This is a genomic window from Bacillus sp. JJ664, assembly GCF_036962205.1.
GTDB lineage: Bacteria > Bacillota > Bacilli > Bacillales > Bacillaceae_G > Gottfriedia.
Genome location: NZ_JBALMS010000079.1, coordinates 5,587 through 22,023 on the forward strand (window position 1 = coordinate 5,587; position 16,437 = coordinate 22,023).

Here is a 16,437-nt window from a genome sequence, read left to right on the forward strand (position 1 = left end):
GAAATAAACTACATCATTAATTGTTATTGATTCACCGATATCTATAGGCTTTTCTTTCGTAACACCTAATGAGTAACCGGTATGAATTGTACTATTTCCGCCATATCGTGCAAAAAAACGAATTGTATCACCTGCGACTACTTCCATCTCATTTTGGAACCATTGGACCGCATCATTGCTAATTGTTATTTTCATATTATGTAATCCGACCTTTCTAACCTTTATAAAAGTATTATAGTATGAATGTGAAAAACTATACAGAAATGTGATTAGGAAGAAAAAGTAATGACATGTTTCAGATCATATCTTTTTTCTTCAATATGGTACTATTGAAGAAATATGAAAATAAAGGATTGATTTAAAAGCAGATGAACACTTTTACAAGTAATGCAATTGAGGTAATACGTAGAATTCCAAAAGGCAAAGTGATGACATATGGTCAAATTGCGAAACTTGCAGGTAGTCCGAGAGGTGCAAGGCAAGTGGTTAGAATCTTACACTCAATGAGTCAGAACTACAATCTTCCATGGCATAGAGTCGTTAATTCTAAAGGGGAAATTGGAATTCAAGACGAAGAGGGATTTTTACAACAAAGAAATGCATTAGAAAAAGAAGGGGTCATATTTATTAGGGAACGTAAAATCGATCTTAATCTGTTTCAATATGAACCGATTCCAGTCTTAGAAAAAGCTGATGTCGATTTAATTTAAACTCAAAATACCTTATTGGATTTTGAGTTTTTTTTCGTACTTTACATTTGTTTTGAAACATTGTTACGCAAAATGAGTTGTTCATCCTTTACTATTATTAGATAGTCATTAGTAAAACTTTACAATAAAACATTGTTTTGTTATACTCGTCGTAGGAGGAGTGTCATATGAGTGAAGAATTAATTTCAAAGAAAGATTTACTACAACTTACAGGCATATCGTACGGACAGCTTTATCGTTGGAAAAGAAAAAATATTATTCCTGAAGATTGGTTTATGAAAAAATCAAGTTTTACAGGGCAAGAAACCTTTTTTCCAAAAAGAAAGATCCTTGAGCGGATTGAAAGAATAATGGAATTAAAAGATGATCAATCATTGGATGATATTGCTAGAGTCTTCTCTATTAGTAAAGAAAAGATAGGGGATATTCAAAATGTTGCACTATCTTTAGATAAAATCCCTAAACAAATATTACAAATTTATCAATCATTATTCCCTAATTCAAAATTAGAGCAATTATATACAGTTCAATTATGTTCATTATTATTTGTGAATGACTGGTTATCAAAAGGGAGTGTCACAATTGAAGAAGTAAAACAATTTTTACTATTAGTTGAGACTCATAAAACACAAATAAAATTGGAAGAAACGGTCGTTATATATATTCGAAAATTTGGTGTAGGGACATGGGTAATCGGAAAACAAAATGAAACTTTTGTCGATCAAAAAGATGCGATATTAATTCATATTGAGCTTGTTCATTATCTAAATAGCTTTAAATAATAACTGTGATAGGAGGAGAATGAATGGATAACGTACAACCAAGACAAGATGCGTATGTAAGCGGTTCGGGTACAATTTCGGCTGGTAAATATGACGATGTGAGAGTTAGTGGTAGTGGACGCATATTAGGTGACATCCAATGTATTAAAGTAAAAGTTAGCGGTTCTGCTAAGTTTAATGGGAAAATAGAGAGCGAATTTTTGAACTGTAGTGGTAGCGCAAAATGTTTAAGTGATGTTGAAGTGCAAAAATTAAATGTGAGCGGATCATTATCGATAGATGGAAAGGTTACTGGTGGGGACGTACATGTAAGTGGTAGCTTTAAGACAAAAAATGATGTAAAGGTAGATAGTGTGAATGTCTCTGGTTCAATGAGAACAATCGGAATGGTAAAAGCTGAAGTTATTTCAGTTAGGGGATCTCTTTCGGCAGAAAAAGGGGCAGAATGTGAAGCATTTACAGCAAAAGGACATATCTCTATGAACGGATTACTGAATGCAGAAAATGTGAAAATCACTCATAGTGGATTTAGTTATGGATATAGTTATGTTCCAGAAATTGGTGGCGAAACGATTGAAATTAGCCGATTTGATGACAGCAACATCTTTACACGTGTATTTACCAGAGTATTTAATGCTCGTACTAATTTTCGTTCAGATGTAATTGAAGGTAGCGCAATCAAGATCGATTATACTACTTCAAGTGTGGTAAGAGGAGATGCAGTAACAATCGGCCCAAAATGTAAAATTGATCTTGTTGAATATACTGAAGATGTTCAAATTCATCCTTCTGCAAAAGTGAAGGAAGTTAAAAAAATTGAACACTAATACGAACGATTACAAAACAAAGCAACTTGTTGGAAGGTAGGAACCCTTTTGATAAGTTGCTCTTTTTTTTAGAATTACTTAAACATGTTATTTGATGCAAATTAGTAAGAAGTATTAATTCTTCAAGCAAACGAAAGCATAGTTCTTTGCACAAAAAGATTTTATAAGTTTAGTAGTGGATGTATTTGATATCAATGATTTAAGAAAAAGATGCTTTTTAAATTAAGAATGTTGAAGAATCTTATCTAGAATGTTAAGATTAAGGAAATAATGCAAACGATTGCAAAAATTAATGCGAAATTTTCCATTCAACTTTTGAAATAGACAAAAATGTAAACGCTTTTAAAATGGGAGGAGAAATAAATATGACGAAACAAAATTGGTGGAAGGAAGCTGTAGCATATCAAATTTATCCACGCAGCTTCATGGACTCAAGTGGTGACGGAATTGGTGATTTAAGAGGAGTTATTTCTAAGTTAGATTATATAAAAGAGTTAGGGATTGATGTTATTTGGATTTGTCCATTTTATAAATCACCTAATGATGATAATGGTTATGATATTTCAGATTATCAAGATATCATGGAAGAGTTTGGCACAATGGCAGATTTCGATGATCTTTTGTCAGCAGTACATGAAAGAGGAATGAAATTAATTTTAGATTTAGTGGTTAATCATACAAGTGACGAACATCCTTGGTTCCTTGAATCGAAAAAGTCGAAAGATAATCCTTACCGCGATTTCTATATTTGGAGAGAGGGAACAGAAGAAGGAGAAGAACCGAATAATTGGGAGAGTATTTTTGGCGGTTCCGCATGGGAGTATGATGAAGCAACGAAGGAATACTTTTTACATCTTTTTTCAAAGAGACAGCCTGACTTAAATTGGGAAAACAAAGAAGTTCGTCAAAAAGTATACGATATGATTAATTGGTGGTTAGATAAAGGAATCGATGGTTTCCGTGTTGATGCGATCAGTCATATTAAAAAACGAGCTGGTTTCCCAAATATGCCAAATCCAGAAAATGAAAAATATGTATCTTGCTTTGACATGCATATGAATCAAGAAGGAATTCATGAGTATTTAGAAGAGTTAAAACAGGAGACATTTGCTAAATATGACATCATGACTGTTGGCGAAGCAAATGGCGTTAAAATTGAAGAAGCTGATTTATGGGTTGGGGAGGAAAATGGAAAATTCAATATGATTTTCCAATTCGAAAGTATGGACCTATGGAGAAAAACAGATGATTCGGCTACATCTATACCTGACTTAAAAGAAGTATTAACAAAATGGCAAAATGGATTAGAAGGACATGGTTGGAATGCTCTATTTATTGAAAATCATGACATTCCAAGAGCTGTTAGTACGTTAGGAAATGATGAAGAAGCATTTTGGGAAAAATCTGCTAAAGCAATCGGAACAATGTATTTCTTTATGAAAGGTACACCGTTTATTTATCAAGGACAAGAAATCGGAATGACAAACGTTCACTTCCAATCAATTGACGAATATAATGACGTGAATGCAAAAAATATGTATCAGTTAATGAAAGAAAGTGGTTCTACTGATCAAGAAATTTTAAGCATTCTTTGGAAAAATGGTAGAGACAATGCGCGAACACCAATGCATTGGAATGCGGAAGAGCATGCAGGTTTTACAAATGGTAAACCATGGATTAAAACAAATGAAAACTACAAAACACTTAATGTAGCTGCACAAGAAAATGATGAAAACTCAATCCTATCATTTTACAAACAGATGATTAACTTACGTAAACAACATAAAGCTTTAGTATATGCACCTTATGAATTATTAGATGTTGCAAGTGAGCCAGTATATGCATACACGCGTAAGAATGAAAATGAAACTTTCTTAATCATTAGTAACCTTTCAACTGAGAAGCAAGCATTTGAAATCCCTGCTGAATTGTTGAAAATGAATGCTGAATTATGTTTATCAAATGTTTATTCAATTGAAGATACTTTAAGTGAGAAGATGGAATTTAGTCCATTTGAAGCAAGAGTATATCGATTATCATAAAGTTTGAGAAAACCTGTCCTTTATGGGCAGGTTTTCTTTTTTTTTTGAGAAAATTTGGCAAAATCTTACAGATTACATTATTTTTACAAGATTTTCGACAATTTGTAACATTCTTGTAATGGTTTTCTAAAAAGTATTTTGATAGACTTACATTATTAAAGGGAAGGGGAGACACCAATGAATAGGCAACTTGTAATCGCTTTAGTATGTTTAATTAGCATGATCTTCTTTACAAAGGAATCTCAGGCAGCAACTACGACTGAATTAAAAAAAGGGATGACTGGTAAAGCAGTTATGCAATTACAAATCAAACTAAAGGAACAACGCTATTACACTGGTAACCCTACGGAATACTTCGGAAGTGATGTTGAAACAGCTCTTAAAAAATATCAAACTACTAAGAAGTTAAAGGTTACGGGCACGTTAAATGACTCAACTTCAATGATGTTATTTGGTAAGAGTGTTGCATCATTCATCAAACAATACCCAAACAGTAAAACCGCAACAGCAGCATATGACCCATATTCTAAAAAAGAACAAGTAACGACGATCGCAAAACAATACACAGGTGTACCATATAAATTTGGTGGTACAACAACTAAAGGTTTCGACTGCTCTGGTTATGTTGGTTACGTTTATAATAAAGTAGGAACAACATTACCTCGTACAGCAGCTTCTATGTATACTGCTAGTTCGATCGTAAAAAAACCAGTTCCGGGAGACTTAGTTTTCTTTAAAAATACATATAAAAAAGGTATTAGCCATGTTGGAATATTCATGGGTGATAATAACTTTATCTCAGCAACTTCGAGTAAGGGTGTTGCAGTAGTTAGTCTTTCGAATTCATATTGGAAAGGCAAATTTGCAGGTACAGGCAGCGTAATCAATTAATTATAATAAAAAAGTAATCTATCTTTCCTACTGAGAGATAGATTTTTTTATGGGTATAAATTCTTAGAAAAATGAAAAAAATTAAGCTGCTCCTGATATACTACTGTTATAATAGTTTTGTAGAGAAATGGAATTATTTGAGGTGAATCATGAAAAAAAGTAGAAATTTGTTGATAACCCTGCTAATTTTCTTATTACTATGTTCTGGGTGTTCAAATAAGGATGAACTTAGAAAACAGTCCAGTCAACTATATAAAGCAATATATAACAATGATGTTAGAAGCATTCAAAAGATATTAGATCTAACAAAACTAGAAAAACTACCGAAACAAGATGATGTGAAACCCGAAGTATTGGCAGCAGCTCTAGATGAATATGAAGCTACTAAACTTATTTTAGAAGCTGGAGGCTCGTGGGAAAGTAAGGATTTGAATGGTAATAATTTACTACAAATCGCTGCGGTTAATGGTAATAAGAAACTGATAACATATCTGTTAAAAGAAAAAAAGGCGAACATTAATATGGAAAATGAATTAGGACTTACACCATTACATTTAGCGATTGCTCCTTCAGCTACAAATGATCATCGAAAAGAGGTTGTTGAGTGGTTAATTAAGAAAGGTGCGGATCCACTTAGTCAGTCAGAGGATGGTTCATCAGCCATGCATATTGCAGCTCTTCAAAATCAACCAGAGGTAATCAATTACTTACTACAATTTAAACAAATGATTAACCTTACAGATCAAAAAGGTAGGACGCCTTTAGTCATTGCAGTGCAAAGTGGAAATAAATTGTCAGTTCAAGAACTAATAAATAGCGGTAGCGATGTAAAAATAAAAGATAAAGATGGTAAGACAGCAATGAATTATGCAAAGGAATATGGTCTAGCAGATATACAATTATTATTAAAATAACATCAAAGTCGGACATACATAATGATAAAAATATGAAGGAGAAATGAAATGAAACATAAAATTACTTCAATTGTACTTTTTATATGCTTGTTATGTCCGAACCTTTTACCTTTTCAAACAAAAGTGCATGCTGCTACTAGCACGCCAAAAATTAAATTGCTCGAAATTACAGATGGAGCTACTGATTCAACTTTAAGTACGAGTCAAAAATCAGATTATAATGTGACAACAGTACCAGTAAAAAAATTCGTAGCAGATCGCTCTGAACTAGAAGGCAAATATGATGCAATTTACTTTGCCTCTGGCACTTATTCAACAGACATTATTCGGCTTGACCCAGATCCGACCAATACGAATCCTGATAACATTCTTTACGATAATACAAATCGAAAAGCGAATAATTTAACCAAGACAAAAATGAATGATTTGACGGTTTTAAAGGCAACTGAAATCGCGGATTTTTATATAAAACGAAATCTACCAGTATATTTCCATGAATCAGTTAAAAATCAAGCATGTAATACAAAATTAAAACCAAATTATCAATGTGTATTAAAGAATTTAGCACAAAATTATGTGAAAAGTGCTTATCCAAATGTAGGATATGTATCCGGCCCTGCAAGCATTTCGACTATAACTACAAATAGACCAAGATTCCAAGTAACTTCAATACCAACTGATAGTGCAACTACTACTACTCCATATAAAACTGGAGATATAATCTCATATACTTTTTCAATTGATAAGGGAAATCCAAGCGATTTGACGGCTAATTTATATATTGATTCTAATTTCAATACAAAATACGAGCCTAGTGAACTAGTAAAACAAGAATATGTAAAAAATTTAGGAACTGCTGAAAATGGATATACGCTAAAGTATACTCTTCCGAAAGGATACTCAGGTATTCGAATGTGGAAGCTGGAGATTACAGGACAAAATGGTTTAAAGGATTATAAAACTGGTAATTTACTTTTCAGGGATGTCAAAGTTGATATACATGTATTACAGGTGACAAAAACAACTTCACAAAATGGAAGTCTATTAAAAGTATTAAATCAAGTAGGTAGAACTGATAATGTCATTGATACAGAAGATTATAGAATGACAATAGATGTAGTTAGTATGTCGGATTTTAATAACACTGCATATCAAAAACTAAATACAGGGCTTTATAATATGATTGTTTTTGGATTTGAAGATTCATATGGAAATGTCCGAATTACAAATACAAATGCACAAAAAGCTGTAAATGACTTTATCGATTCTGGTCAGAGTATTTTCTTTACGCATGATACAATCCAAAGAATCCCAGCTAGCGGCTCTCGATTTGAAGCAACTAACTCTTGGATTCAAAACTTCTTACCTGAAACAGGACAAACATTAGAATTAGGTGTAGCAAGTGACTGGAATTCTACTACAGAGCAACAGAAATTACAAACACCAGGTAGATATTACATGGAAACAAATATCGGCTATCAAGCAACTTATACGATCAATAAAGCAAAAAAAGTAAATAATGCTTTGATCACATCATTCCCATATCCTTTAGCTGAAACAATTTCACTTGCAACGACTCACTCACAATATTTTGCATTAGATTTAGAAGATCCAGAAGTAATTCCTTTATACAACCTAAGTAATCCAAACGATAATGCGATGGATTCAAATGATAGTTACAATATGTATTATATTTATAAACGTAAAAATATTACGTATTCAGGTGCAGGGCATACAAGCTCGACATTCAGCTTAGATGAACAAAAATTATTCGTAAATACGATGCTTGCTTCATTTATCGGAGCAAATCAAGCACCAACAATTACAGTCAATTCACCGGATACAACTAAAGAAATACCTACAACACAAAAAATTCCGTTATCGTTTAAGGTTGATGACATTGACTTAAATGATACGAATTTAAACTATAGTATTCTATTAAACGGTGTACAAATTAAAACAGGTACAATGCTCAATGGACAAACGATAAGTGAAGAAATTTCACATGGTTTAGTGAATGACGGTACCGCAAAAATTACCATTAGAGCTTGGGATTTAAAAGGTGCGCAAGCAGGTCAAAAAGATCTTGTAGTTACTATTAAAAAATTAAATGAGAATCTATCAATTTCTAGGTCAGTGAGTACAACATCCATTCTAAAAGTAGGAAAAGATAGTGTTCGCGTTACCTACACCATTACACCAAATGTGATTGATGGATCAAAATTAAATAATAATATCCAAACTTTAAAAGTGAACAATATTCAATTTAAAGAAACTATTCCTACTAATTTTGTAGTTAATTCTTCATTATCAAATTTAAAAATAGTGCAAAATTCAGATGATACAAAAACGATTACTAGTAGCCTAGGATCAATTACGTATACAAGAAATTCTAAAGATCAATATATCGCTAATTCGGTCAGCTTCGATATTGTTTATACGCCAACAGTTAATGGAGATTATACACTAGCTAAATCAACCTTGGAATTTACTTCGGTAGATAATACAGATAAAACACTCGTATTTAATCATATAAATGTGAATGCGAGAGATGAATTAAAAGGTATTAAAACACCTGATTCAATTACAATGAATATTAATAGTGTTACACCGCAGAAAATTCTAGTAGATTATGATCCGACAGATGCATTAACAAAAGGTATTATTAAACAAACAACATGGCAGGTCATTGAAGGAACTGATTTAATTTCAGTATCTGGAAGTGGGGAAGTAAGCATTAAAACTGATGCTTTCATAAATGATGAATCGGCGATTGCAAAAGTCAAAGTAACGGTTACTGATATTTTTGGGAATGTAAAAGAAGCGATTATTAATGTCAACATAACCAATCCATTGCAATCAATTTTAGTTGATGAAAAGCTAACGGTAAATGTAGGTGAAACAGGTTCATTACACTTAATTGTCATCCCTTCTAATGCAGTCAATCGATTGAAGTGGACAATTGACCATCCGGAATTTGTTGAGATTGATAAATTAACGGGTACGGTAAAAGGATTAGAAAAAGGCATTACAACTGTCACAATCAAAGGTATTGGCGAGAACAATAAAGAAATCATTAAAACAGTCGTCATAACAGTTAAGCAGCCAGTAACTTCGATTCAAGCGGATTCACCAATTTTACTTGAAGTCGGTCAAAGTATGAACTTATTGGAGCACACTAATGTTTTACCGTTAAATGCTAATAATAGAGATGTTGTTTATTCATTAGTCTCAAGCGGTGACCAAAACTATGTTCAATTAACTGAAGCAGGTGTCATACTAGCTAAAGCAGTCCCTGTAGATGATCACTTAATTAAAGTGAAGGTGACATCGAAGGACGGAAGTAATGTGACAAAAGAGTTTGATGTCAAAATTACATGGGAACTGCAAGACATTAATTTTACAAGAGTAACGATCGATTTAGAGGCAGGAAAAACGATTGATTTATCTACTTTATTAAAATATATACCTACGAATACAACACAAACTGGTATCTCTGAGTGGATCTCAAATGATAGACGTTTTGTAACAGTAGATTCAAACGGAACAGCTCATGGAATATCAAAAGGATATGCCACTGTAACAGCAATTTCAAAATATGGTAAGCACAAAGCATCAATCTATATCAATGTTTATGATTCAAAAGATGGCGGGAATGGAAATAGTGGTAATGATTTAAAATGGTAATAACAAAAGTCGAATGCATGTGCATTCGACTTTTTATTTTGAAAAAGTGTAGTGATCCATAATAATTCGTAATGAATCAACTGTTGGTAAAGACTCAAGTTGATTTAACAAAATTGTTTTATCATAAATAACCGAAAAGCGTGAGGCTTGATTGTTTTGCAGTGATTCAGAATCAATATCTAACACGTTTGGCCCTCTTGTTGTGACGATGTTTTGCCTAATCGAGTTGATTGTTAAATTATGATTTGCAAATATGCCACCATTAATTGAAATAGCAGAACCAACTCCATAAAGGGTTGCTTCACCATCTGTATAAAGGAATGCTTTAAGTGGAACGACATTTTCATCTACTCTTGAAAATTCATTTGTACGATTAACTAATAAATCACCTTTAGATAATAACACAAGTTGTTTTCCGTCTAATCCTGTAATATTTGTACTATAAATACTCGAATTTCCTAGTACATACATTGCTGTGTTAAATTGAATTTTATCTTTCTCTTCGGCAGTATCATTATCAAATCCATGGATAGATACATTACCTAAGACGACGATGTTACCTTGAATATTGATAGGATTTTCAGTACCGATATTACGATTATATATTTCTAAGTCACCATCTACAATTAGCCACTGATCTTCTTCTAGATTAAGATGATCTTTAATAATAAATGGCGAATCAGAATGAATTGAATTACCTTGTGCATCTGGTAAATCAGTCATCAAAACCACTTTTTTGCCAGAAGGGATTTTTAACGTAATATCTGCTGGATTCGTATCTTTTTCTATCACATATTGATGACTTGTTGAAGCGGCGTTTAAAGCTAACACAGATTCTTCGGTTGGATCGAATTGAGCATCCTGAAAGATACCATCAACAATTTTGTCTCCTATCGATAAATCTAACGGATCATTTTCATTCATCTTAGTTGGTAGTATGAGATCTAATTTATCATACAGCGTTTGTTTAAAATCCATGTTTACAAAGTTTTCATCAGGTTTCTTAATAATTGGCACTTTGTTTTGGTAAAAATATTCTGAGACCATACCTTGCGTCAAAAGAGGTAATTTCAGTGATCCAAATGTTACACCTTGTGGCTGATTTCTTTTTAATAGTTGAAGCGCATTGTCTATCACTAAACTACCCCTGATATAAGGATAAGGTGTGTCAGCGTGACTTTCTGAATGACTTGGCGTAAGCGCGTCCATATAGTTAGCCTGATTTAGAATATTAATATTTGATCCATAAATATTTCCTACAAGATCGGAAGCACCATTTAAGTTTAGATTATTTTTAGCGCCAACAGCATACTGCAAAAAGCTTGGTGTTGGAGAAAGGTAGATTCTTCTAGATATCGACTTTTTTAATTCTGGTGTTGAAGAATTATATTTTCCATAATAATCAATTTTAAATAACAATACTCGTGTATAATATTTCGTTTTATACGAAGTAGCGGTTACATATTTATCTGTTTCATCTGATACTAATAATATAGGTTTAGTAGTTGAAAGATCTTTGTAGCGTTCTGATAGCTTAATTGGAAGCCCATCAATAATCTGTTGTAGTTCTGTTTGATAAATCCCATTTGTTAAATCACTTCGTTTTTTTAATGAAACATTTTTCACTTCTTTACGAAAATCGGACAGTACTTTCGTCATTTCAACAATTGCATCTTGAGAGGTAATAACATCATTTTCACGAATTGTCGTTCTTTTCGTTCCTCCTAGGGAAACAGATAAAATACTTAAACCTAATGTGATAAAAATTAAACTAATTAATAAAACTAAAACGAGACTTGCCCCACGTTCATTTTTCATTCTTATTTCTCCTTAAAAACCAATTTCTGTTTTTAACGTATAAGGCTTAATATCTTTTTTATTGGTTTCAAATACTAAATTAAGCTTTAAAATGCCACTTTTGCATATTTGAAAATCTGTCATTTTTCCATTGTTGTTAACAAACGAGCTTTCATTCTTTGTGCATTGTAAGGAAATAGAGGAATCCTGATTTAAATGAATGCTGTCCTCTGTATGAAAGTTTTGAACTGATTCAATATCATTTATGTAGGTATAAAATTGAATCTTTTCATCTTCAATCTTTAATCTAGCTTTAGGTTTTAGTAAGTTCATCGTTTCATTACTTGTAAAATCATCATATTGATTAATCATTTGCTGATCGAATGTATAAAAAGCGATACTATTATCACCATTATCAAGTTCAATATGGTTATAATTTGTTGAGTATAATTCATTCAGAATTCTTGAAACGACATAGTCAGATTCATCTCTAATCGTCGATTCAACTGTAATTTTATTATAGGTTTTTATTCCAAGAGTAAGAATCCCATACATAGAAATTAGTACAATCGATAGAAGAGACAAGGTTGTAAGCAATTCAACTATTGTTAATCCAGCTTGGTTAACATTGCGATTAATTTGAAATTTCACTTACGATACTCCCTTCTATTAGAACGCCAGGAATTTTATCATTTGGACTAAAGTCTATATAAACTATTGTCGATAAAATAGGATAAGAGCTACTTGGCTCTTTCTCTCGTTTTTCTCTTAACTTCTCTATTTTCTTTTTGGTCGTTTCAAAATTTTTTGAAGGAAAGACCCTCTCTAATGTATGAATCATTTCCTTTCCATCATTTTCATCCCAGTTATATGGAAGTATAAAAAGCTGAATATTATGTGCATCATAGGTTTTATTATTTATAGTTGGTTCAAACATCGATAAGCAGCTGGCGTGATCTGGAAATAGGTCCATCGTTGTTTCGGGAGAACTCATCGTTGTAGAATTAGCAATTGTTACTTTAGTGTCACAAATTGAACTAGAATCAAAGGATGTTATTTTACTAGTTTCCTCTTTTACTTTATTATGTATTTCATTCATTAAATCATAATCTTGCTGCTCTATATAATGAAGTACGCCACGAGCTACATTGATTTCAAGTGTTCTAGATTGATTTTTTGTTGTATATTGGTAGGCTTGGGGAAAAAAGGAAAAAAGACTGATTGTAATGATCGAGAAAATAGTTATTGATGCAAGTAGTTCGACTAAAGTCAAACCGTTTTCGTCAAAGTTTTTCATTTTTTCACTCTTTTCTGCATTCATTTTAATAAATAAATGATAAAATATAGGTAATATATCAATTTTTGTCATAATTGTAATATTAGTATAAACGAAAATTATGCAGAGGTGTTGAAATGACAGAATTTTTTTATACTTTATGTGCGATCATCGTGTTACTCATTCTATTGTTTTTGATTAATTTAAATTTGACGAAAACGGGTAAATTGATTGTTATCGCTATGTCTTTCCTATTTTGTGAACTAGGAATCTACTTAACTAACCTCTTCAATTTAATCGGAACGATTGCAATTCTGTTCGTGTTAATGTTAGCTACTACATACCTATTTCAGAGCAAATTAAATGGCATAATTTTCATACGAAAAAGTCAAAATATGAAACATTTTCATGAAGATATTCAATCACATTACAAAAAGCAAGATGTTACGAAAAATCTACAAAATGGTACAGCAACAGGTGCTAGTTCAAATGAACTAGATCAAGAAAAAGAAATCTATGAAATAGAACATTCATTATGAAGGAATGAGTCAATTTTATGAATATTGAACTGAAATCATTTAAATTATTTACGATTGTTCTAACCAGTACTGTTTTTATTTTTTGCGTACAAACTGGAGTAAAGTCTGTGTCACTACAAATTTTTGAAACATCAGATGGTTATAAAGAAAATACTTCAATAGCAGGATTAGCATTACAGGGAAAAGTGAAGGAACAGGCAGGAGAAGAATTAGAAGATAAAATATTTCAATGGAAAAAGCAAAATAAATTGAACTTACATTATCAAGAAAAACAAATTGAATTACCAGGCTCGATGATTACTTTTAATGTGGATCAAACAATGTCTAATATTCAGAATGGCCAACCTAATAAAATAGACGTAAAGATTGATGAAAATGAGCTTAAAGGGTTTCTTCAAAACTTCTTAGGCTATCAAATTATGAATATCCTTGATCTCACTAAATTGGAAAATGATCTAAAAACTACAGCATCAGATTTATCGACTAGTCGAAGCAATATAGACTTAACTAGCTATATGAAAGATAAAAATCAAGTATTAATGTCAACAACAGCCAATATTAGCAATCACCTACAAGATATTGAAGCGTTTCTAGCAAGCGGTAATGAGATACTTATAAAAGCTAACAGCCAATTTTCTTTCAATCAATTTATTGATGAAAAGAAAATATTAGCGGATCAACAATCATTTAGTTTAATTGCTTCAACAGTATATCAATTAATATTACAAACAAACTTTCAAATCATCCAACGAGATATTAGTTTGAAGCTTCCAGCTTATGCCCAAGTTGGTAAGGAAGTAAGATTTGAAAAAAATGTGAATGATTTTCAATTTAAAAACGTAAATCATTCAGATTATGTAATTGAATTAACGAAAGAAGGTTCATTACTGAGAGTTACATTAAAAGGTGTACCGTTTGCTAATTCTTATCAAATTGATACGAGTGAACAAAAAGTAATTGAGTCAGATAAATATTTTACGTATGGTCTTTTAAAATCACAAGAAACAACAGCGGACAAAATGCTACAAAATGGTGCAGCCGGTCAAACTGTAAAGGTATATCGCAACGTATTTGATGCAAAAGGGAATTTTATGAAAAAGCAATTCATTAGTGAGGATACTTACTTGCCAATCAATGAAATTACAATCATCAAAAAACAAATAGAACCAACTATTGATGAACCTACAGAAAATAGCCCAGCTGAAAACGATTTGTCAGACAGTACAGAAAGTGATACGCCAAATACTACTACTGAAAATCAAAATAAAAATCAAAAAACTGAAGATAATTTGAATGGACAGGAGGGAGAGCAATGAAAGAAACAAGAAAAAGAATTGGGGATCTAATGGTTTCAGCTGGATTTATAACGGAGAATCAACTTCAAAAAGCATTAAAAGAGAAGGAGTCTTCGCAAAAGCTCGGTGATTTTCTCGTACAACAGGGATTCATAACCGAATTACAATTAGTTGAAGTATTAGAGTTTCAATTAGGAATTTCTCATGTAAGTTTATATCGCTATCCCTTCGATGAAACATTAACAAATGTCATTCCAAAAGATATGGCAAAACGTCATCTTGTTTATCCATTGAAAAAACAAGGAGACAAGCTATATGTTGCAATGAATGATCCACTCGATTATTTCGTTATTAATGATTTGCGAATGTTAACTGGTTTTCAAATCGTGCCTTTATTTGCACTAAAAGATGATCTGATTCGTACCATTAATCGTTTTTTAGATACTGAATCATTCGATGATTGGTCAACTGAAATGGATGCGATGTTAAAAACGGGGACATTAAATGAGGATGATTCACCTGCAGTTAAAATTGTAAATCAAATTCTACAACACGCAATTCATCAAAAAGCAAGTGATATTCATATCGATCCATATGAATCCAAAGTAGTTGTTAGATATCGTGTAGATGGAAAATTGCATACAGAACGAACATTCCCAAAACATATGCAAGGAATGGTTAATGCACGTATTAAAATCATGAGCCAAATGGATATTACAGAGTCTCGTATACCACAAGATGGAAGATTAAAATATACAGTTGATTATCATGAGGTAGATGTACGTATTTCAACATTACCGACTATTTTTGGTGAGAAAATAGTATTGAGATTACTAGATTTAGGGAATGCGTTAAATGATATAACGAAACTTGGATTTAATACGATTAACATGGAACGATTCCAGCAATTGGTTCAAAAACCACATGGGATTTTATTAATAACTGGGCCGACTGGTAGTGGTAAATCTTCAACACTATATTCTGCATTGAATCAATTAAATACCGAGGAAGTCAATATTATTACAATTGAAGATCCGGTGGAATATCAAATTGACGGAATTAGTCAAATTCAAGTCAATTCTCAAACAGGGATGAGTTTTGCGACAGGGTTACGTTCAATCTTACGTCAAGACCCAAATATCATTATGATTGGGGAAATTCGAGATCGCGAAACAGCAGAGATTGCCATCCGTGCAAGTTTAACGGGACATTTAGTATTAAGTACACTTCACACAAATGATTCGATCGGTACAGTTACAAGATTAATAGATATGGGTGTTGAGCCATTCATGGTGGCGACTGCCTTAAATGGCATCGTATCACAACGACTAGTTCGCCGAGTTTGTAGAGACTGTAGCCAAGCAGTTGAACCAACAAAAAGAGAGATTGAGATATTTGGAGAAAACGGGATTGAAATAGATCAAATCTACCGAGGTAAAGGCTGTTCAACTTGTAATCATTCAGGCTATAAAGGTCGTGTGGCAATCCATGAATTATTAATCATTGATGATGAACTAAGACGAGAAATTGCCAATGGAGCTGATTTTTCAGTGTTAAAAAATTTAGCTTTTAATAAAAAGACAATTTTTCTATTAGAAGATGGGCTTTTAAAGGTTAAACAAGGTGTAACAACAACCGAAGAAATATTACGGGTAACAATTTCTTAATAGGTGGAAT

14 protein-coding genes are annotated in these 16,437 nt (G+C 32.3%); 10 read left to right on the forward strand and 4 right to left on the reverse strand.

Features of this window, described 5'->3' with window-relative positions; all coding sequences use genetic code 11:
• The coding region (locus V7056_RS13590; protein WP_499702765.1) for a HesB/YadR/YfhF family protein at positions 1-195 on the reverse strand (195 nt) is incomplete at its 3' end.
• 173 nt (positions 196-368) lie between these two features.
• Between V7056_RS13590 and V7056_RS13595 the strand changes: the two genes are divergently transcribed.
• The 7 genes from V7056_RS13595 to V7056_RS13625 all read left to right on the forward strand — a co-directional run bounded on the left by V7056_RS13595 (position 369) and on the right by V7056_RS13625 (position 9,853).
• Positions 369-710 (forward strand): MGMT family protein, encoded by a 342-nt coding sequence (locus V7056_RS13595; protein WP_499702767.1) that lies wholly within the window; start codon positions 369-371, stop codon positions 708-710.
• Positions 711-877: 167 nt separating this feature from the next.
• Positions 878-1,492 (forward strand): DUF4004 family protein, encoded by a 615-nt coding sequence (locus V7056_RS13600; protein ID WP_499702769.1) that lies wholly within the window; start codon positions 878-880, stop codon positions 1,490-1,492.
• Between the two features lie 23 nt (positions 1,493-1,515).
• Entirely contained in the window at positions 1,516-2,319 is an 804-nt protein-coding gene (locus V7056_RS13605; RefSeq protein ID WP_499702771.1) for a polymer-forming cytoskeletal protein, read from the forward strand.
• A 365-nt stretch (positions 2,320-2,684) separates the two neighbouring features.
• Positions 2,685-4,361 (forward strand): glycoside hydrolase family 13 protein, encoded by a 1,677-nt coding sequence (locus V7056_RS13610; RefSeq protein ID WP_499702772.1) that lies wholly within the window; start codon positions 2,685-2,687, stop codon positions 4,359-4,361.
• Positions 4,362-4,538: 177 nt separating this feature from the next.
• Positions 4,539-5,252, forward strand: coding sequence for a C40 family peptidase (locus tag V7056_RS13615; RefSeq protein WP_499702774.1), 714 nt, complete (start codon positions 4,539-4,541; stop codon positions 5,250-5,252).
• A gap of 149 nt (positions 5,253-5,401) precedes the next feature.
• Complete coding sequence (locus tag V7056_RS13620) at positions 5,402-6,166, forward strand: ankyrin repeat domain-containing protein (RefSeq protein ID WP_499702775.1); 765 nt, start codon at positions 5,402-5,404, stop codon at positions 6,164-6,166.
• Positions 6,167-6,214: 48 nt separating this feature from the next.
• Positions 6,215-9,853: an Ig-like domain-containing protein gene (locus V7056_RS13625; protein ID WP_499702777.1), complete on the forward strand. Its 3,639-nt coding sequence runs from the start codon at positions 6,215-6,217 to the stop codon at positions 9,851-9,853.
• Between the two features lie 33 nt (positions 9,854-9,886).
• On the opposite strand, the gene V7056_RS13630 is transcribed toward V7056_RS13625, so the two are convergent.
• From V7056_RS13630 to V7056_RS13640, 3 genes are read right to left on the reverse strand one after another with little or no spacing between them, the layout of a single operon-like run.
• Positions 9,887-11,671: a hypothetical protein gene (locus V7056_RS13630; protein WP_499702778.1), complete on the reverse strand. Its 1,785-nt coding sequence runs from the start codon at positions 11,669-11,671 to the stop codon at positions 9,887-9,889.
• Positions 11,672-11,683: 12 nt separating this feature from the next.
• Complete coding sequence (locus V7056_RS13635) at positions 11,684-12,301, reverse strand: hypothetical protein (RefSeq protein ID WP_499702779.1); 618 nt, start codon at positions 12,299-12,301, stop codon at positions 11,684-11,686.
• Positions 12,285-12,947 carry a prepilin-type N-terminal cleavage/methylation domain-containing protein gene (locus tag V7056_RS13640; RefSeq protein WP_499702781.1) on the reverse strand — a complete coding sequence of 221 codons (663 nt, stop codon included), beginning with the start codon at positions 12,945-12,947 and terminating at the stop codon, positions 12,285-12,287. Before V7056_RS13640 ends, V7056_RS13635 begins: the two co-directional genes overlap by 17 nt.
• A gap of 116 nt (positions 12,948-13,063) precedes the next feature.
• On the opposite strand from V7056_RS13640, the gene V7056_RS13645 reads away from it, so the two are divergent.
• From V7056_RS13645 to V7056_RS13655, 3 genes are all read left to right on the forward strand, one after another.
• On the forward strand, positions 13,064-13,465 hold the full coding sequence (locus V7056_RS13645; RefSeq protein WP_499702783.1) for a hypothetical protein: 402 nt from the start codon (positions 13,064-13,066) through the stop codon (positions 13,463-13,465).
• 107 nt (positions 13,466-13,572) lie between these two features.
• Complete coding sequence (locus tag V7056_RS13650) at positions 13,573-14,781, forward strand: hypothetical protein (protein WP_499702785.1); 1,209 nt, start codon at positions 13,573-13,575, stop codon at positions 14,779-14,781.
• Positions 14,778-16,427: a GspE/PulE family protein gene (locus V7056_RS13655; RefSeq protein WP_499702787.1), complete on the forward strand. Its 1,650-nt coding sequence runs from the start codon at positions 14,778-14,780 to the stop codon at positions 16,425-16,427. Before V7056_RS13650 ends, V7056_RS13655 begins: the two co-directional genes overlap by 4 nt.
• The last annotated feature ends 10 nt before the right edge of the window (positions 16,428-16,437 follow it).

Bases quoted from the DNA above. Each gene is read 5' to 3' on its own strand.
- V7056_RS13625 (WP_499702777.1), top strand. From the start codon at position 6,215: ATGAAACATAAAATTACTTCAATTGTACTTTTTATATGCTTGTTATGT.
- V7056_RS13600 (WP_499702769.1), top strand. From the start codon at position 878: ATGAGTGAAGAATTAATTTCAAAGAAAGATTTACTACAACTTACAGGC.
- V7056_RS13655 (WP_499702787.1), top strand. From the start codon at position 14,778: ATGAAAGAAACAAGAAAAAGAATTGGGGATCTAATGGTTTCAGCTGGA.
- V7056_RS13605 (WP_499702771.1), top strand. From the start codon at position 1,516: ATGGATAACGTACAACCAAGACAAGATGCGTATGTAAGCGGTTCGGGT.
- V7056_RS13630 (WP_499702778.1), bottom strand. From the start codon at position 11,671: ATGAAAAATGAACGTGGGGCAAGTCTCGTTTTAGTTTTATTAATTAGT.
- V7056_RS13620 (WP_499702775.1), top strand. From the start codon at position 5,402: ATGAAAAAAAGTAGAAATTTGTTGATAACCCTGCTAATTTTCTTATTA.
- V7056_RS13610 (WP_499702772.1), top strand. From the start codon at position 2,685: ATGACGAAACAAAATTGGTGGAAGGAAGCTGTAGCATATCAAATTTAT.
- V7056_RS13615 (WP_499702774.1), top strand. From the start codon at position 4,539: ATGAATAGGCAACTTGTAATCGCTTTAGTATGTTTAATTAGCATGATC.
- V7056_RS13640 (WP_499702781.1), bottom strand. From the start codon at position 12,947: ATGAAAAACTTTGACGAAAACGGTTTGACTTTAGTCGAACTACTTGCA.
- V7056_RS13595 (WP_499702767.1), top strand. From the start codon at position 369: ATGAACACTTTTACAAGTAATGCAATTGAGGTAATACGTAGAATTCCA.
- V7056_RS13645 (WP_499702783.1), top strand. From the start codon at position 13,064: ATGACAGAATTTTTTTATACTTTATGTGCGATCATCGTGTTACTCATT.